Here is a 16,539-nt window from a genome sequence, read left to right as displayed (position 1 = left end):
AGAATGTCAGTCCGACAAAACGAAAATCGTATAGCGCGAGCTTACACGGTCGAGACATAAGTTCAAGCTGAACGAAAGCCGGACAATGTGACTTGGCGCGCGAATTGAGGTCGTGGGCTTTCAGCTCGGAAATGGCGCGCCCGGCAGGAGTCGAACCTGCGACCCACGGCTTAGAAGGCCGTTGCTCTATCCAACTGAGCTACGGGCGCGTTGCTTGGGGCGGCGTCACCGAGCGGGTTCGGCGAAGGCTGGAAACCAGATCGTGGATGAATCCGGCCTCACAAGAATTGGCGGAGAGAGCGGGATTCGAACCCGCGATACGGTTTGACCCGTATACACGCTTTCCAGGCGTGCTCCTTAAACCACTCGGACATCTCTCCGGGAAGCGACACTAATACAACAGGTCTTGCCGATAACCGGCGCGCATTATAGCGGCGACCGCCTGGGGCGGCTCTACTTTTTTTTGGCCCGCTTGGCCGGGGTTGCAACGGCTTCGGTGGCGGCGGCCGAGGTCAGCGTCGGTGGCTTGTCGAGGCAAACACCGTCGCCGTTGGCGTCAGCCACGCCGTACGGAATGCCGTCGGGAGTGCGCTTGGGCACGCGCAGCGCGGTCGGGGATTCGGGCAGCTTCAAGCCGTTCACCGACTGCAGCGGCATGCGATCCTCGGCGTTGTCGTAGTCCTGCTGGCCGAGGCAGTAGCTGTTGGAAGCACAGCCCGTCGCCAGCACGGCAAGGCCCAAGGCGGCGGACGGCAAGCAAAACCTCATGAAAGCACTCCAGCGGCACGAAGAGCCGTTTCGACACGCGAATGAGAAGATGATTCCAGCGGCACGAGCGGTAGGCGGATGCCCTCGGGGATGCGGCCCATGCGGTGCAGCGCCCACTTGACCGGGATCGGGTTCGGCTCGATGAACAGGTCGCTGTGCAGCAGGGCGAGCTTCTCGTCGAGCTGAGCGGCCTTGGCCGCATCACCGCTCGCCGCAGCGACGCAAACTTCGTGCATGAGCTTCGGCGCCACGTTGGCGGTGACCGAGATATCGCCGTGGAAACCCAGCAGGATCGATTCGCGCGCGGTGGCGTCGTCGCCCGAATAGAGCGCGAAGCTTTCCGGCAGGCCGAGCGCGAGCAGGTCACGAACGCGGCCGAGGTCGCCCTTGGCCTCCTTGAGGCCGACGATGCCCGGCACCTGGGCCAGACGGCCAACCGTGGCCGGCAGCATGTCGACGCCGGTGCGGCCCGGCACGTTGTAGAGGATCAGCGGCAGTTCGACGCTTTCGGCGACCTTGCGGTAGTGCCGGTACAGGCCTTCCTGCGGCGGCTTGTTGTAGTACGGGGTGACCAGCAGGGCGGCGTCGGCGCCGACCTTGCGGGCCGCTTCGGTGAGTTCGATCGCCTCGACCGTCGAATTGGCGCCGGTCCCGGCGATCACCGGAATGCGTTTGGCCACTTTATCGATGACCCGGCGGACGACTTCGATGTGCTCTTCCACGTCGAGCGTGGCCGATTCGCCCGTGGTGCCCACCGCCACGATCGCGTCGGTGCCCTCGGCGATGTGCCATTCCACGAGGGCGTCCAGGCTGGCGTAGTCCACGCCGCCATCGGCGCTCATGGGTGTAATCAGTGCTACCAGGCTGCCCTTGATCATGGCGCTTTGAGGTGAATTCGGGAGTTGGATTCGAGTGGTTCGAGCGGCGCAGCCGTCCGAAAGCGGGCGCGAGTATAGCGTGTGAGGGCCTTGCGACATCGTTTCGGCCCATCCCGTTTCGGGGGCGGCCGGACGCGGGAAATTCGGGTTCGACTTTTCGAGGATGCCTGCCTACACTCGCCCCATTCTCTTTGCCAGCGACACGATGTCCTCCCAAGACAGCCTGCTCTCCATATCCGTACTCGCTCGCGCCCGTCCGAACATTCCCCTTGAGCTGTTTCGCGCCATTCGCGAACGCGGCTGTGAGGTCGAGGACTGTCGCATCGCCCCCATCGGCGACCGCCTCGCCGCCAATCTGGTCGTCTCCGGGAACTGGAGCGCACTCGGAAGACTCGAAACCGCCCTCCCCGGCATCGCCCAGAAGCTCGATCTGCAAGTCCGTTTCGAACGCTGCGGCCCGCGCGAGCAGAACCCGGAATTCCGTCCCTACGCGGCCGACGTGATCGCGCCGCAGCAGCCCGATCTGCTCGTGCACCTGCTCGAGTTCTTCGGCAGCCAGGACGTCGAGGTCGCCGAGATCTCGACGCAGAAGTACGCCTCCAACTACACCGGCGCCGAGATGTGCAGCGTGCAGATGGTGCTGCACGTGCCGGTGAACCAGCATCCGCAAGCCCTGCGCGAATCGTTCATGGATCTCTGCGACGATCTCAACGCCGACGGCATGCTCGACCCGATCAAGACCTGATCAGCACCCGACACGACGAGAGCCCAATCCGAGAGCCAATGAGCATCCAAGCCGGCGACTCCCTTCCCGACCTGAACCTGCCCGCCAACGGCGGCCGCACCATCAGCCTCAAGAAGGAGTACGCGGGCAAGAAGCTCGTCGTCTACTTCTACCCGAAGGACAACACGCCGGGCTGCACGCTCGAGGGCCAGGACTTCACCCGGCTCTACGCGGATTTCAAGAAGGCGGGAGCCGACGTCGTCGGCATCTCCAAGGACAGCGTCAAGTCGCACGACAACTTCTGCGCCAAGTTCGGCTTTCCGTTCGCGCTGATTTCAGACATGGAAGAAAAAGCCTGCGAGGCCTTCGGCGCCATCGTCGAAAAGAGCCTCTACGGCCGAAAATACATGGGCATCGACCGCTGCACCTTCCTGTTCGATACCAAGGGCAAACTCGTGCAGCAGTGGCGCAAGGTGAAGACCAAGGGGCACGCCGACGCGGTGCTCGCAGCGGTTAAGGCACTCTGAAGACGCCGCTCCAGCCGATGCAGTTTTTGATCGAGCCGGGTTTTTGAAAAACCGGCCTCAGCTCGCAGCACCCTCTCTCACGACCGGCGACGGTCGTCCATGCGGTTCCAATCCAAACGGACACTCGTGAAGAAAAAAATCTTCGTTCTCGATACCAACGTGCTGATGCACGATCCGAGCAGCCTGTTCCGCTTCGAGGAACATGACCTGTTCATTCCGATGGTGGTGCTCGAGGAACTCGACGGCCTCAAGAAAGGCACTTCGGACACCGCACGCACCGCGCGCCAGGTCAGCCGCCAGCTCGACGATCTGGTCGCCAACAAGAACCACGCGCAGATCGAGAAAGGCCTGCCGATTCCGAGCGGCATCCGCAAGAATCCGGCGCTCGGCGGCGGCAAGATCGGCGAGCCGGCGAGTGGCCGCCTGTTCTTCCAGACCACGCCGACCGAAACCAGCCTGCCCGGCATCCTGCCCGGCAACAAGCCGGACAACAGCATCCTGCTCACCGCGCTCGCGGTGCAGCAGAAGAATCCGGGACGCAAGGTCGCGCTGGTCAGCAAGGACATCAACCTTCGCCTGAAAGCCGCCATCGTCGGCGTGCACACCGAGGACTATCACAACGACCAGGTTCTCGAAGACCTCGATCTGCTGCCGGCCGGTTACACCGAGCTGACCGAAGACTTCTGGCAGACGCACGGCGACAAGATGGAAAGCTGGCAGGACGAGCGCGGCCGCGCCTGCTACAAGCTGCAAGGCCCCGGCGTGAAGGACTGGTACGCGAACGAATTCCTCTACATGGCCGATGGCGACGATCGCGGGCTCGAACTGAGCGTGCAATCGATCGACGACGACAAGGCCAAGCTGCGCGTGATCCGCGACTATCGCGCGGGCAAGACGCCGGTCTGGGGCATCCACGCCAAGAACCGCGAGCAGAACTTCGCGCTGAACCTGCTGCTCGATCCGGACATCGACTTCGTCACCATCCTCGGCACCGCGGGCACCGGCAAGACGCTGCTGACGCTCGCCGCGGGCCTCGCCCAGGTGCTCGACGAGCCGCGTTATCGCGAGATCATCATGACGCGCGTGACGGTTCCGCTCGGCGACGACATCGGCTTCCTGCCGGGTACCGAGGAAGAAAAGATGACGCCCTGGATGGGCGCGCTGATGGACAACCTCGAAGTGCTCACGCAGCAAGGCAGCGCGGGCGATTGGGAGCGCGCGGCGACCAACGATCTGCTGTCCAAGCGCATCAAGATCCGCTCGCTGAACTTCATGCGCGGCCGCACCTTCCTGAATCGCTTCGTCATCATCGACGAGGCGCAGAACCTCACGTCCAAGCAGATGAAGACGCTGATCACGCGCTGCGGCCCGGGCAGCAAGATGATCTGCCTCGGCAACCTGACGCAGATCGACACGCCTTATCTGTCGGAGACGACGTCGGGCCTGACCTACGTGGTCGATCGCTTCCGGGGTTGGGCGCACGGCGGTCACGTGACCTTGGCTCGCGGCGAGCGCTCGCGCCTGGCGGCGCACGCTTCCGACGTGCTCTGAACCGTCTCGCAAACTCTCAGGAGCCAACAGAATGCTCGGCAAACTCGCCAAAGGCATGAAAGACGGAGCGATGGGCCTCGCGCTCAAAAGCTACTTGAACGAAAAGCTCGGGCGCTACGGCGAAATCATCGACGTGCAGATCGACACCGCCAACAGCCGCGTGCAGCTCACCGCGCTGCTCAAGGGCGAAAAAGACACCGTCACCGCAGCGGTCGAGCGCTACGAGCTCGAACGCAATGGCGATGATCGCTACATACGCCTGAAGTCGTTCTCGAGTTCACGCGAGTGGCTCACGGTGCTGCTCTACGATCGGCTCACCGACAAGCAGTTCAAACTGCCGGCGGCCGTTTCGAGCTTCCTCTGAGTTAGAGCCGCACCTTATTGTCATTCCCGCGTTCGCGGGAATGACAAATAGCTGAGCGACATCAAAGCGCGTCGATCGCCTGCTCCAGCCGGGCGACCGGCGTGACTTCGATGCCGAGCCTGGCGTTCTTGCGCGGCTTGTTCGCCTCCGGAACGATGGCGCGCTTGAAGCCGTGCTTGGCAGCTTCGATGAGCCGCTCCTCGCCGGCCTGGACCGGCCGGATTTCACCGGCCAGCCCCACTTCACCGAAGACGATGGTGGTGCCCGACACCGGCTGGCCGCGAAAGCTCGACAGCGTCGCGAGCAGCAGCGGCAGATCCGCCGCCGGCTCCTGGATGCGCATGCCGCCGACCACGTTCGCGAACACGTCCTGATCGGACAATGCGATGCCCGCGTGGCGGTGCAGGACCGCGAGCAGCATGTTGAGCCGGTTGCCTTCGAAACCGAGCGTTACGCGCCGCGGGCTGCCGATATGGCTCGCATCGACGAGCGCCTGCACCTCGACGAGCAGCGGCCGGCTGCCCTGCCGCGTCACCGTGATCACCGAGCCCGAAACCGGTTGCTCGTGGCGTGACAGGAACAGCGCGGACGGATTGCTGACTTCCTTCAAGCCACCGTCGGTCATCGCGAACACGCCGAGCTCGTTGACCGCCCCGAAGCGATTCTTGACCGCGCGCACGATGCGATAGCGGCTGCCGGCGTCGTGCTCGAAATACAGCACGGTGTCGACCATGTGCTCGAGCACGCGCGGCCCGGCGATGGCGCCCTCCTTGGTCACATGGCCGACGAGAATCACCGTGGTGTTGCTGGCCTTGGCGAAACGCACGAGGCGGGCCGCGCATTCACGGATCTGCGAAACCGAACCGGGCGCGGAATCGAGCGCCTCGGTATAGAGCGTCTGGATCGAGTCGATGACGACGAAGCCCGGGCGGTGCTTGGTCAGCTGATCGAGGATCAGGTCGACGCTGGTCTCGGCGAGCACCGGCAGATCGAGCCGCGGCAGCCCGAGCCGGCTCGCGCGTAGGCTGACCTGCGAGAGCGATTCCTCGCCCGAGACGTAGAGCGTGTCGAGCCGGCCCTCGACAGCGGCGAGCACTTGCAGCAGCAGCGTGGATTTGCCGATGCCCGGATCGCCGCCGATCAGGATCACCGCGCCGGGCACGATGCCGCCGCCGAGCACGCGATCCATTTCCGAGAGCCCCGACGACACGCGCGGGGCGTCGTCGGCGCTGACCTCGTGCAGACGCTCGATGCGCACTTCACCGGCGATCGCGGCCCGTCGCGCGGGCGAACTGGCCTCGGCGACGGTTTCGACGAGCGTGTTCCAGGCCCCGCATTCGGCGCACTGCCCGGCCCATTTGGTCGTCTGCGCCCCGCAGGACTGGCAGATGTATCGAACGTTGTTCTTCCTGCTCGAAAGCTTGGTCACGCTAACCCCTGATTTTGTTGGCCGGTCGACTGCGCGCGTGGGTGATCTTCACGTATTCCGGCCCCGATGGATTTTGTAGTATGGCGCGGTCTGGCGGCCGCCGACCTCGAAGCGCTTCGGCCATCCCTGCCCCGCCGCCGTTGACGACATCCCCTTCCCAAGGACGAGAACCTCGAGTCGATGCCGCTGAACTACCAGCTCACGACCCATCTGGCCACCGAGGTCGGGAACGTCCGTACCAACAACGAGGATTCACTCACCCAGGACGTCTCGCTGGGCTTGCTCGTACTCGCCGACGGCATGGGCGGCTACAACGCCGGCGAAGTCGCGAGCTCGATCACCACGGCGACCATCCTGCAGGTCATGCGCGCCCAGTTGCCCAGGGTGGCCTCGGGCGAGCGTGATCCGGTCACCGGATACCGCCGCGAATCGGCGCTGCTCAAGAGCGCGGTAGAAGCCGCGCATCAGGCCGTGCTCTCGCGTGCCTCGATCGACCCGAGCTGCGCGGGCATGGGCACCACGGTGGTCGCGCTGCTGATTCATCGCGGGCTCGTGACGATCGCGCACGTCGGCGACTCGCGCGCCTATCGCTACCGCGCGGGCCGGCTCGCGCAGATCACGCGCGATCATTCGCTGCTCGAAGAGCTCGTCGCGAGCGGCCAGTATTCGCGCGAGGATGCGTCGAGGTTCGTACGCAAGAACATCGTCACGCGCGCGCTCGGCGTGGACGCCGAGATCAACATCGACATCATCGAGGAGCCCGCGCAGATCGGCGATCTGTACCTGCTCTGCTCCGACGGTCTCACCGACATGACGAGCGACGAGCAGATTCAGCAGATCATGGAAATTCGCGGCTTCAAGCTCGAACTGCTGTCGCGCGCGCTCGTGAACCTGGCGCTGCAAGGCGGCGGCAAGGACAACATCTCGGTCGCCCTCGCCCGCCTCGAACCCGGTTCGCCGTCGAACCGTCCGCTGCTGCAGAAGCTCAAGGACTGGTTCTAGCCGGCGCCCCGGCGCTCAGGCCGCCGGATCGACGTACTCGAACTGCACGCGATTGGTCAGCCCGCAGAACAGCTCGTAGGCCAGCGTACCGGCGTGCTCGGCGACGATTTCGGCCGGAGCATCCTCGCCCCAGAGCACCACTTCATCGCCGATGCGGGCATTCGGGGCGGCGCGCAGGTCGAGCGTGATCATGTCCATCGACACGCGGCCCGCGATCGTCGCCGGGCGGCCCGCGACCTGCACGGGCGCCCCGCTCGCGAGGCTGCGGTGGATGCCATCGGCGTAGCCGACCGCGGCGACGCCGATCTTCATCGTCTCGGGGCAGCGATACGCCGCGCCATAGCCGATCGCGCTGCCGGCCGGATATTCGCGGATCGCGATGAGCCGGCTCGTCAGCGTCAGCGCCGGACGCAGGCCGAGGTCGCGCCCGGTCTTGCCGGGCAGCGGGCTCGCGCCGTAGAGCATCAGACCGGGGCGCACCCAGTCGCGGCGCGCCTGCGGCCAGGCCAGCAGGCCGGCCGAGTTGGCGATCGAACGCGCGCCGGCGACGCCCGCGAGCACGGCGTCGAAAGCCGCGATCTGCTCGACCGTGGCCGAATCATCGGCTTCGTCGGCACGCGCCAGGTGCGTCATCCAGCCGCAGAAGCGCCAGCTGCGATTACGTTCGAGCACCTGCCGCAGTTTCGGAACCGCCGACAGCGGAAAACCGAGCCGGTGCATGCCGCTGTCGAGCTTGAACCAGACGTTCAGCGTCGCGCCCTGCGGCATGCGTTCGAGCAGCTCGATCTGCCAGAAATCGTTGATGACGATCTGCAGGCCTTCGTAGGCCGCGAGCGTGGCTTCCTCGGCGCTCAGGATGCCTTCGAGCAGCGCGATCGGCGCGCGCACGTGCGCCTCGCGCAGCTGCTGGGCCTCTTGCATGCAGGCGACCGCGAGCGCATCGATGCCGGCCGCTTCGAGCGTGCGCGCGATCGGCACCGCGCCGTGGCCATAGGCGTCGGCCTTCACGGCGCCCATCACGCGCGAGTTCGGTGCGTAGTGGCGAACCTGCGCGAGGTTGTGGCGGATGGCGGCGAGATTCACCGTCGCCACGGCGCGCTGGTTCATTCCTCGTAATCCGCGACCGCGAAGCCCTGCCGCGGATTCTCGAAGCGCGTGTACTGGCCGTGGAATTCGAGCGGCACGGTGCCGAGCGGGCCGTTACGCTGCTTGGCGATGATGACTTCGGCCTGGGTCTCGTCGCTGGTCTTGTTGTAGACCCAGTCGCGATAGATGAAGACCACCAGGTCGGCGTCCTGCTCGATACCGCCCGATTCACGCAGGTCGGCCATGCGCGGGCGCTTGTTGTCGCGCTGTTCGACGCCGCGGTTGAGCTGCGACAGCGCGATGATCGGCAGCTTGAGCTCCTTGGCCAGCGCCTTGAGGCTGCGCGAAATCTCCGAGATTTCGCCGGTGCGGTTGTCCTTGGTGCCCGGCACCTGCATGAGCTGGATGTAGTCCACCACGATGAGCTTGAGGTTCGTGCGCATCGCCAGGCGCCGCGCACGCGCGCGCAGGTCGTTCGGCGACAGCGCGCCGGTCTCGTCGATGAACATCGGCGCTTCGCGCAGCCGGTTGATGGTCCAGGTGAGCTGGTCCATCTCCTGGTCCGACAGCTCGCCCGAACGCAGCTTCTGCATCGGAATGCCGCCGCGCGAGGAAATCACGCGATAGCCGATCTGCTCGGCCGACATTTCCATCGAGAAGATCGCCACGCCCTCCTTGCGTTCGAAGGCGACGTACTCGGCGATGTTCACAGCCAGCGTGGTCTTGCCCATCGACGGACGCGCCGCGAGGATCATGAGGTCGCCCTCGCCGAGGCCGCTGGTCTTGTTGTCGAACTCGACGAAGCCGGTCGGCAGTCCCGCGGTGCCCTGCGGGTTGTCGCGCACCGACGAAATGCGTTCGAACACGCCCGCCATGATCGCCGGCATGTCGAAGTAGCTGCTCTGCGCGCGGGTGCCGCGCTCGCGGATCTTGAAGACCTTCTGCTCGGCGATGTCGATGAGTTCCTGCGGCTCGCGCCCTTCGGCGCGAAAGCCCAGGTCGCTGATGTCCTGACCGGCCGCGATCAGGCTGCGCAGCACCGAGCGCTCACGCACGATGTCGGCATAAGCCACGATGTTCGCCGCACTCGGCGTATCGGCCGCGAGCGTACCGAGATACGACAGCCCGCCGGCTTCCTCGAGCTTCTCCTGCATGCGCAGATGCTCGGCCAGCGTCACGAAATCGCAGGGCCTGCCGAAGCCGATCAGATCGCAGATCGCCTTGTAGATCAGCTGGTGATCGACACGGTAGAAATCGGCCTCGCTGAGGCGATCGGCGAGTTCGTTCCAGGCGCGGTTGTCCAGCAGCAGGCCGCCGAGTACGGACTGCTCAGCCTCGATGGAATACGGGGGCTGCTTGGGATCGGGCATCGCGCTTGTGCACCAGAACAAATAAAAACGGCCCGCTGAGCGGGCCGTTTAGTTTACTAGCCGTTGGCCGGAAAAAGCCGATTAGGCCTTTTCTTCCTCGACCACGACCGTCAGGCTGGTTTCAACTTCGCTGTGCAGGCGCACGGCGATGTCGTAGCTGCCGGTCTGGCGGATCGGACCTTCGACCAGATCCAGCTCGCTCTTCTCGACGTCCAGGCCGAGCAGCTCGGCGGCACGCACGATTTCGGCCGGGCCGACCGAGCCGTAGAGCTTGCCTTCGTCCGAAGCCAGGGCTTTGACCTTGATAGTCTTGCCCGCGAGCTTTTCGGCGCGCAGCTTGGCGGCATTGAGCGAATCCTGCGACTTCTTGACGAGTTCGGCCTTGCGCTCCTCGAACACCTTACGGTTGCTCTCGGTCGCCGACAGCGCGATGCCCTTGGGCAGCAGGAAGTTGCGGCCATAGCCCGGAGCGACCTTGACCACGTCGCCGAGGTCGCCGAGGTTCTTCACCTTCTCAAGCAGAATGACTTGCATGGTTGTCGTGCCTCTTATTCGTGCTTGTCGGTGTACGGCAGCAGGGCCAGGAAACGGGCCTGCTTGATCGCAACCGCGAGCTGGCGCTGGTAGCGCGTGCGCGTGCCGGTGATGCGGGCCGGCACGATCTTGCCGTTCTCGCCGATGTAGCCCTTGAGCATCGCCAGATCCTTGTAGTCGATCGGCGCGGCCTTGTCGGAGCTGAACTTGCAGGACTTCTTGCGACGGAAGAAACGGCCGCCGGAGCCACCGCCACCACCTTCTTTACGTTCGAAAGCCATTAGACGCTCTCCTCGGTGGCTTCAGCATCTTCGGTCGCCAGCGGGTTCACGGTGTCGTCGCGGCGGGACTTGTACTCGGGCTTCTTGTCTTCTTCCGGAGCCTTGAACAGCGGCGACTGCGCGGTCTCGGCGGCATCCTTCTTGATGATCAGCTTGCGGATCACGGCGTCGTTGAACTTGAACGCGCTCTCGAGTTCGGCAAGGACCTTTTCCGAGCATTCGACGTTGAGCAGCACGTAGTGAGCCTTGTGCAGCTTGGCGATCGGGTAGGCCAGCTGACGGCGGCCCCAGTCTTCGAGACGGTGGATCTGGCCACCATCGCCTTCCACCATCGCCTTGTAACGCTCCGTCATGGCCGGAACCTGATCGCTCTGGTCCGGATGCACCATGACTACGATTTCGTAGTGACGCATTCGTTTGTACTCCTGACTATGGATGTCGGCCGGAAACCGCTGCACTTCCGGCCGGGACAGTCCCCCGCAGAATGCGGTGGGACAGCACCTCGCGGCCGCGGGCGGCGACGAGGGGCGCGAATCCTAACGGAAAGCCGCTGGCGCGGCAATGCTCAGCGCTTCTTGCCGCTGCGCTGGCGAAAGGCTTCGTAAAGGCAGACGGCGGCGGCCACCGAGACGTTGAGGCTTTCGATCTTGCCGAGCATCGGAATCTTGACGAGCCGGTCGCAGGTCTCACGCGTGAGCCGGCGCATGCCGGCCCCTTCGGCGCCCATGACCAGCACGAGCGGGCCGGTCAGGTCGGCTTCGTAGAGCGTTTCCTCGGCTTCGCCGGCCAGGCCGGTGAGCCAGTAGCCGCGCTCCTTAAGCTTCTCGAGCGTGCGCGACAGGTTGGTCACCGCGATCACCGGCACGCGCTCGGCGGAGCCGGCGGCGGCCTTCAGGGCGACGGCCGTCAGGCTCGCGGCGCGGTCCTTCGGGATGATCACCGCCGTCGCGCCAACGGCTTCGGCCGTGCGCAGGCAGGCGCCGAGGTTGTGCGGATCCTGCACGCCGTCGAGCGCGAGGAACAGCCGCTCCGGCGAGGCCGGGGCGTCGAGCGCATCCTCGCCCGTGAACTCGCGCGCCGGAATCAAGGCGAGCACGCCCTGGTGCCGCAGTTCGGGGGCCTTGATGTCGAGATCGGAGCGCGACACCGTGCGCACCGGGACCGAATGTTCGCGGGCCAGCGCGAGCAGGCGCCGGGCACGATCGTCCTGGCGCGTATCGGCAAGCAGGATTTCGTAGGGCTTGGTAGCGCCGTCTTCGAGCGCCGCCATGACGGCGTGGAAGCCGCCGATGTATTGATCTGACATAGGCGCGGAATTCTACGCGCAAAGAAAAAGGCGCAGATGCGCCTTTTTCTTTGCCTCGCGGAAGCTGCGGATCAGCTGCCGAGATACGGAGGCGGCGCCCAGGCGGCCTGCTCGTTGCCCTCGACCACCGGCTTGATGACGATGTCGACACGGCGATTGCGCGCTTCCTTGACGTTGTCGGCCGTGCGCACGATCAGCTCGCGCTCGCCGCGGCCCTCTTCGCGCAGGCGCGTTCCGGGCACGCCCTGCGAAGCCAGGAAGGTGCCGACCGCCGCGGCGCGACGCTCCGACAGGCCCTGGTTGAAATCGGACGAGCCACTGGTGTCGGTGTGGCCGACGACGTGGATCACGGTCTTGTCGTAGGTCTTGAGGATCGCCGCGATGCGGCCGTAGGCGTCCATCGCATCCGGGCGCAGGGTCGCGCTGCCGAGATCGAAGCTGACGTCGCTGGCGATGGCGACCTTGAGCGAACCGTCCGACAGCGTCGTCGTGCTGAGGTCACCGCGCTGGATTTCGGGCGCCATCTGCTGCTCGACTTCCTTGCGCTGCTTGTCCATGTAGTTGCCCACCGCGCCGCCGGCGATCGCGCCGACAATGGCGCCGACGATCGGGGCGCCGCGCGCATGGCTGACCTGGTTGCCGAGCACCGCGCCCGTCACCGCGCCGATGCCGGCGCCGCGCTTGGCATTGCGGTTCGGATCTTCCGCGCAGGCCGCGAGGCCGATGATGGCGGCCGCGACTACCGTTGTTTTGACCGCTGTTCTGATGTGTTTCATCGTCCTTTGCGCCTCGACTTGGAGTTCTTGGAATTGCGACCCGGGCCCGATTTGGGCTCGTGCTGCGCGCGCGATTCTCTGGGGACGTCCTTAATTTTCAGTGAACGTCCATTGGCCGTCTTCACCGCGAGCAGCTCGAGATCGATCTTGCGCTCGTCGAGATTAACGCGAACCACTTTGACCCTGACCGAGTCGCCGAGGTTGTAGGTCTGGCCGCTGCGGTCGCCGATGAGCCGGTGATGGCGGGCTTCGAACTGGTAGTAGTCGTTCTTGAGCTGGCTGACGTGCACGAGCCCTTCGACGTAAAGCCCGGAGAGCTCGATGAAAAGCCCGAACGGCGCCACGCCGGACACCAGGCCATCGTGCTCCTCGCCGACATGGTGGCTCATGTATTCGCACTTGAGCCAGGTGGTGACCTCGCGCGTCGCCTCGTCGGCCCGGCGCTCGGTCATCGAGCAATGCGCGCCGTGCTTCTCGATCGCATCGACCGAATACGCGAACTCCTTGGCCGGCTTCTTGAAAATCAGGTGCTTGAGCGCCCGGTGCAGCAGCAAGTCGGGATAGCGGCGGATCGGCGAGGTGAAGTGCGAGTAATGCGTCAGCGCGAGGCCGAAGTGCCCGAGGTTCTCGGCGCTGTAACGCGCCTGCATGAGCGAGCGCAGCATCACCGTCTGGATCAGCGGCTGGTCGGGGCGACCCTTGGTGCGGCTCAGCATGGCCGCGTAGTCCTGCGTATCGGGCCGGTCGCTGCCGCCGAGCTTGAGCCCGCGCTCGGTCAGGAACTCGCGCAGGGCCTGCACCTTCACGGCGTCGGGCTTTTCGTGCACGCGATACGGAGCCGCGATCTTGGCCTTGGCGACGCGGCGGGCCGATTCGACGTTGGCCGCGACCATGCATTCCTCGATGAGCCGGTGCGCGCGATTGCGCTTGATCGGCACCACGCGATCGATCTTGCGATCGCCGTCGAAGACGATCTTGGTCTCGGTGGTCTCGAAGTCGATCGCCCCGCGCTTCTCGCGCGCCTTGAGCAAGGCCTCGAACACCTGGTTGAGCACGAGCAGATGCGGCACCACGTGCGGCACGTTCTGCGCCTCGGGCCCCTTGGGGTCGTCGAGAATGGCGGCGACGTCCTCGTAGATCAGCCGTGCCTGCGAGCGCATCACCGCCTCGTAGAACACCGACTTGGCGACTTCGCCGTCGGGCATCACGCGCATCTCGCAGACCATGCAGAGCCGGTCGACGTTCGGGTTCAGCGAGCACAGGCCGTTGGACAGCTTCTCGGGCAGCATCGGAATGACGCGTTGCGGGAAGTACACCGAGTTGCCGCGCAGCAGCGCCTCGACGTCGAGCGGCGAATCGGGCGTGACGTAGGCGGCCACGTCGGCGATCGCCACCCACAGCGTCCAGCCGCCACCGCCGCCGAACGGGCCCTTGCGCATCGGCTTGGCGTAGACCGCGTCGTCGAAGTCGCGCGCGTCGGCGCCGTCGATCGTCACGAGCGGCAGATCGCGCAGGTCCTTGCGCCCCGCGATCTGCGAAGCCTGCACGGTGTCGGGGATGCGCGCGGCCTGCGCCTCCACCTCATGCGGAAAGACGTACGGCAGGTTGTGCGCGCGGATCGCCGCCTCGATCTCCATGCCGGGCGCCAAGTGGTCGCCGAGGATTTCGATGACCTTGCCGACCGGCAGGGTGCGATGTCCCGGCGGCGCGGTGATTTCGGCCACCACCATCTGGCCCTGCTTGGCCCCGCCGCGCGCTTCGGGCGGAATCAGCAGATCCTGCTGCACGCGCGGGTTGTCCGGAATCACATAGCTGATGCCCTGCTCCACGTGCAGCCGGCCGACCACTTCGCGCGAGCCGCGCTCGAGCACTTCGACGAGCGTGCCTTCGGGTCGGCCCTTGAAGTCGGTGCCGGTGATGCGCACGAGCACGCGGTCGCCGTTCATGACCGAGCGCATCTGCCGCGGCGGCAGGAAGATGTCCGGCCCGCCCTCGTCGCGAATCAGGAAGCCGAAGCCATCGCGATGCGCCTGGATCACGCCCGGGATCGCGTTCATCTGCGCGACCGGCCCGTAGGCACCCTTGCGGTTCTGCACGAGCTGGCCGTCGCGGATCATCGCCGCGAGGCGCTTTTCGAGGGCGCTCTGCTGGTTGAGCTTGGTGAGCTGGAACGCGCCGATCAGCTCGTCGACATTGAGCGGACCGTCGTGCGCCTTGAGCGTTTCGAGGATCAGGGCTCGCGACGGGACGGGGTCTTCGTAGCGTCCCTGCTCGGCACTGAAATTGGGATCCCGACTTTGCCAGTCGGTCGTGTTGCTTTTGTTTTTTGGTTTCATTGACAAAGCATACGCTCATCGCCACAATTCGCGCCCTCGCAACGCCTCAACGCGTGCAGCGGGAGCTTCAAGTGGGCCGAGATGGCGGAATTGGTAGACGCACTAGTTTCAGGTACTAGCGAGTAAAATCGTGGAGGTTCGAGTCCTCTTCTCGGCACCAAGCCAATTGAATGCACAGCATGAAGTAAGAAACCCGCGATGACTCGCGGGTTTTTGCTTTCTGGCGTCCCCAAACAGCAGGCGCTTCGATGGGCAACAGGCCGATAGAGCGCTGGAACGCGCAGGCGTAGACTCGGACCGCCGCCCCAGGGGCGCGTCGGGGACTGCGATGATCGTGTCGAAGCGATTCCGTTCCAATTGGCTTGCCTTGCCGATGTTCCCGGCCCTGCTGGTCGCCTGCACCTCGATGCCTGCCCTGCCGCCGAGCACCGCCGACGAGCGTGCATGGGTACTGTCCGGTGCCGGCCAGTTGCCAGCCGATGCACGGCCGTCGATCGATCCCGCCAGCCCGCTCGTCGTCAACGAGCCGATGCGCGAGTTCGTCCGGCGCGTGACCGCCCGCGCGGGCAGTCGCGCCGACCAGATCCACGCGCTGAGCCACGCGCTGCTCGATGAAGACGGAATAGAGTTGCGCTACGAGGCCGGGGCGACGCTGACGGCCGCCGAAGCCTTCACCCAACGGCGCGTCAATTGCCTTTCGTACACCCTGTTGGTCGTCGCGCTCGCGCGCGAGATCGGCATCGATGCCCGCTTCAACCACGTGCGGATTCCGCCGGTCTGGGATCTGCGCGGCGATCAGGCGCTGCTGTACCAGCACATCAATGCGCGCATCGACGAAACGGTTCCCCGAAAAAACAACACGGGCGCCGCCCACTCGCGTGCGATGATCGTCGACGTGGCGAGCGCCGAGTACAGCCCGAGCTATCCGCAAAGCGTGATCACGGACGACGAGGCCCTGGCGCAGTTCTACAACAACCTCGCGGGGGAGGCGGCGAGCGCCGATCCGCGACAGGCCCTGCGCGACCAGCTCGAAGCGCTGCGCCTGGCGCCGAGCCAGGCCTTCCTGTGGACCAATCTGGCGCAGCGCTATCTGAGCCTGGGCGAGCTCCGGGCCGCCGAGGTGGCGGCTCGCACCTCGCTGCAGCTGGATGCCGGGGACTTGATGGCCTACGCCGCGGCCGCCCGCGTCTACCGGCGGCTCGGCGATCAGGCCCGCGCGCAGCAGTTGCATCAGCGGGAGCAGGCCCTGCTCGAACGCAATCCCTACCACCATTACTGGCTCGCACAGCGGGCCTTCAGGCTCTCGCAGCTGTCGGCGGCCAGCGAGGCGATGCATCGCGCGATCGAGCTCAACCCGAACGACCACCGCTTCTACTTCCTGCAGGGCATGATTCTTCGCCGGCTGGACAAGCCGCGCGAAGCCCAGCGCAGTCTCGACACCGCCCTGCGCCTGAGCGCCGGCGATGCCGGCCAGCAGGCGCGTTACCGCAGCAAGTTCGAGCGCCTCAGGACATCGCAGGCGACGGCAATCGGCAGCTCCTTGCCAAACCCGCGGCCGGGGCGCGCCTCGACCATGAGCGAATCGCAGACGCCTTGATCGCGGGGCG

The 16,539-nt window shown here is 65.4% G+C and carries 17 protein-coding genes and 3 tRNA genes; 7 read left to right on the top strand and 13 right to left on the bottom strand.

What is annotated here, in order from left to right; all coding sequences use genetic code 11:
- Positions 1-132 precede the first annotated feature (132 nt).
- From AC3WUM_RS13490 to dapA, 4 genes are all read right to left on the bottom strand, one after another.
- Positions 133-209 (bottom strand) — tRNA-Arg (locus AC3WUM_RS13490).
- 79 nt (positions 210-288) lie between these two features.
- Positions 289-380, bottom strand: a tRNA-Ser gene (locus tag AC3WUM_RS13485).
- A 73-nt stretch (positions 381-453) separates the two neighbouring features.
- The gene (locus tag AC3WUM_RS13480) at positions 454-768 is read right to left on the bottom strand and encodes a hypothetical protein (protein WP_492410836.1); all 315 of its coding nucleotides are present in this window, start codon (positions 766-768) and stop codon (positions 454-456) included.
- A complete protein-coding gene (dapA, locus tag AC3WUM_RS13475; protein WP_492410835.1) occupies positions 765-1,646 on the bottom strand; it encodes a 4-hydroxy-tetrahydrodipicolinate synthase in 882 nt (293 codons plus the stop codon). Before dapA ends, AC3WUM_RS13480 begins: the two co-directional genes overlap by 4 nt.
- Before the next feature lie 205 nt (positions 1,647-1,851).
- On the opposite strand from dapA, the gene AC3WUM_RS13470 reads away from it, so the two are divergent.
- The 4 genes from AC3WUM_RS13470 (at position 1,852) to AC3WUM_RS13455 (ending at position 4,812) form a co-directional block, all read left to right on the top strand.
- The gene (locus tag AC3WUM_RS13470; protein ID WP_492410834.1) at positions 1,852-2,391 is read left to right on the top strand and encodes a glycine cleavage system transcriptional repressor; all 540 of its coding nucleotides are present in this window, start codon (positions 1,852-1,854) and stop codon (positions 2,389-2,391) included.
- A gap of 38 nt (positions 2,392-2,429) precedes the next feature.
- A complete protein-coding gene (locus AC3WUM_RS13465; protein WP_492410833.1) occupies positions 2,430-2,897 on the top strand; it encodes a peroxiredoxin in 468 nt (155 codons plus the stop codon).
- A 99-nt stretch (positions 2,898-2,996) separates the two neighbouring features.
- A complete protein-coding gene (locus AC3WUM_RS13460) occupies positions 2,997-4,448 on the top strand; it encodes a PhoH family protein (RefSeq protein ID WP_492410832.1) in 1,452 nt (483 codons plus the stop codon).
- 31 nt (positions 4,449-4,479) lie between these two features.
- Positions 4,480-4,812: a hypothetical protein gene (locus tag AC3WUM_RS13455; protein ID WP_492410831.1), complete on the top strand. Its 333-nt coding sequence runs from the start codon at positions 4,480-4,482 to the stop codon at positions 4,810-4,812.
- Positions 4,813-4,873: 61 nt separating this feature from the next.
- Here AC3WUM_RS13455 and radA read toward each other — a convergent pair whose 3' ends face one another.
- Positions 4,874-6,241 (bottom strand): DNA repair protein RadA, encoded by a 1,368-nt coding sequence (radA, locus tag AC3WUM_RS13450; protein ID WP_492410830.1) that lies wholly within the window; start codon positions 6,239-6,241, stop codon positions 4,874-4,876.
- Between the two features lie 180 nt (positions 6,242-6,421).
- Between radA and AC3WUM_RS13445 the strand changes: the two genes are divergently transcribed.
- On the top strand, positions 6,422-7,243 hold the full coding sequence (locus tag AC3WUM_RS13445; RefSeq protein ID WP_492410829.1) for a Stp1/IreP family PP2C-type Ser/Thr phosphatase: 822 nt from the start codon (positions 6,422-6,424) through the stop codon (positions 7,241-7,243).
- A gap of 15 nt (positions 7,244-7,258) precedes the next feature.
- On the opposite strand, the gene alr is transcribed toward AC3WUM_RS13445, so the two are convergent.
- The 8 genes from alr to rnr all read right to left on the bottom strand — a co-directional run bounded on the left by alr (position 7,259) and on the right by rnr (position 14,932).
- Entirely contained in the window at positions 7,259-8,350 is a 1,092-nt protein-coding gene (gene alr, locus AC3WUM_RS13440; RefSeq protein ID WP_492410828.1) for an alanine racemase, read from the bottom strand.
- Positions 8,347-9,699: a replicative DNA helicase gene (gene dnaB / locus AC3WUM_RS13435; RefSeq protein WP_492410827.1), complete on the bottom strand. Its 1,353-nt coding sequence runs from the start codon at positions 9,697-9,699 to the stop codon at positions 8,347-8,349. Before dnaB ends, alr begins: the two co-directional genes overlap by 4 nt.
- A gap of 81 nt (positions 9,700-9,780) precedes the next feature.
- The gene (rplI, locus tag AC3WUM_RS13430) at positions 9,781-10,233 is read right to left on the bottom strand and encodes a 50S ribosomal protein L9 (protein WP_492410826.1); all 453 of its coding nucleotides are present in this window, start codon (positions 10,231-10,233) and stop codon (positions 9,781-9,783) included.
- Between the two features lie 14 nt (positions 10,234-10,247).
- Positions 10,248-10,514 (bottom strand): 30S ribosomal protein S18, encoded by a 267-nt coding sequence (rpsR, locus tag AC3WUM_RS13425; RefSeq protein ID WP_007187591.1) that lies wholly within the window; start codon positions 10,512-10,514, stop codon positions 10,248-10,250.
- A complete protein-coding gene (gene rpsF / locus AC3WUM_RS13420) occupies positions 10,514-10,927 on the bottom strand; it encodes a 30S ribosomal protein S6 (protein WP_007187592.1) in 414 nt (137 codons plus the stop codon). The genes rpsR and rpsF overlap by 1 nt, the downstream gene beginning before the upstream one ends.
- 152 nt (positions 10,928-11,079) lie before the next feature.
- Positions 11,080-11,820 carry a 23S rRNA (guanosine(2251)-2'-O)-methyltransferase RlmB gene (rlmB, locus tag AC3WUM_RS13415; protein WP_492410825.1) on the bottom strand — a complete coding sequence of 247 codons (741 nt, stop codon included), beginning with the start codon at positions 11,818-11,820 and terminating at the stop codon, positions 11,080-11,082.
- A gap of 71 nt (positions 11,821-11,891) precedes the next feature.
- Complete coding sequence (locus AC3WUM_RS13410) at positions 11,892-12,596, bottom strand: YiaD family glycine zipper/OmpA-like lipoprotein (protein ID WP_492410824.1); 705 nt, start codon at positions 12,594-12,596, stop codon at positions 11,892-11,894.
- Positions 12,593-14,932, bottom strand: a complete 2,340-nt coding sequence (rnr, locus tag AC3WUM_RS13405) for a ribonuclease R (protein ID WP_492410823.1) — start codon at positions 14,930-14,932, stop codon at positions 12,593-12,595. The genes AC3WUM_RS13410 and rnr overlap by 4 nt, the downstream gene beginning before the upstream one ends.
- 75 nt (positions 14,933-15,007) lie before the next feature.
- Between rnr and AC3WUM_RS13400 the strand changes: the two genes are divergently transcribed.
- Together AC3WUM_RS13400 and AC3WUM_RS13395 are read left to right on the top strand one after the other, a co-directional pair.
- A tRNA-Leu gene (locus tag AC3WUM_RS13400) sits at positions 15,008-15,092 on the top strand.
- Positions 15,093-15,266: 174 nt separating this feature from the next.
- Positions 15,267-16,529, top strand: coding sequence for a transglutaminase-like domain-containing protein (locus tag AC3WUM_RS13395; RefSeq protein WP_492410822.1), 1,263 nt, complete (start codon positions 15,267-15,269; stop codon positions 16,527-16,529).
- Positions 16,530-16,539: the final 10 nt, after the last annotated feature.

The organism is Hydrocarboniphaga sp. FW305-C-57 (assembly GCF_058783045.1).
The sequence above is the reverse complement of the archived record's forward strand: the minus strand, read 5'-3'. Positions and strand labels throughout refer to the sequence as shown.

Bases quoted from the DNA above. Each gene is read 5' to 3' on its own strand.
- AC3WUM_RS13460 (WP_492410832.1), top strand. From the start codon at position 2,997: ATGCGGTTCCAATCCAAACGGACACTCGTGAAGAAAAAAATCTTCGTT.
- rnr (WP_492410823.1), bottom strand. From the start codon at position 14,932: ATGAAACCAAAAAACAAAAGCAACACGACCGACTGGCAAAGTCGGGAT.
- AC3WUM_RS13470 (WP_492410834.1), top strand. From the start codon at position 1,852: ATGTCCTCCCAAGACAGCCTGCTCTCCATATCCGTACTCGCTCGCGCC.
- AC3WUM_RS13445 (WP_492410829.1), top strand. From the start codon at position 6,422: ATGCCGCTGAACTACCAGCTCACGACCCATCTGGCCACCGAGGTCGGG.
- alr (WP_492410828.1), bottom strand. From the start codon at position 8,350: ATGAACCAGCGCGCCGTGGCGACGGTGAATCTCGCCGCCATCCGCCAC.
- rlmB (WP_492410825.1), bottom strand. From the start codon at position 11,820: ATGTCAGATCAATACATCGGCGGCTTCCACGCCGTCATGGCGGCGCTC.
- AC3WUM_RS13465 (WP_492410833.1), top strand. From the start codon at position 2,430: ATGAGCATCCAAGCCGGCGACTCCCTTCCCGACCTGAACCTGCCCGCC.
- AC3WUM_RS13410 (WP_492410824.1), bottom strand. From the start codon at position 12,596: ATGAAACACATCAGAACAGCGGTCAAAACAACGGTAGTCGCGGCCGCC.
- AC3WUM_RS13455 (WP_492410831.1), top strand. From the start codon at position 4,480: ATGCTCGGCAAACTCGCCAAAGGCATGAAAGACGGAGCGATGGGCCTC.
- rpsR (WP_007187591.1), bottom strand. From the start codon at position 10,514: ATGGCTTTCGAACGTAAAGAAGGTGGTGGCGGTGGCTCCGGCGGCCGT.
- rplI (WP_492410826.1), bottom strand. From the start codon at position 10,233: ATGCAAGTCATTCTGCTTGAGAAGGTGAAGAACCTCGGCGACCTCGGC.
- rpsF (WP_007187592.1), bottom strand. From the start codon at position 10,927: ATGCGTCACTACGAAATCGTAGTCATGGTGCATCCGGACCAGAGCGAT.
- AC3WUM_RS13480 (WP_492410836.1), bottom strand. From the start codon at position 768: ATGAGGTTTTGCTTGCCGTCCGCCGCCTTGGGCCTTGCCGTGCTGGCG.
- dnaB (WP_492410827.1), bottom strand. From the start codon at position 9,699: ATGCCCGATCCCAAGCAGCCCCCGTATTCCATCGAGGCTGAGCAGTCC.
- dapA (WP_492410835.1), bottom strand. From the start codon at position 1,646: ATGATCAAGGGCAGCCTGGTAGCACTGATTACACCCATGAGCGCCGAT.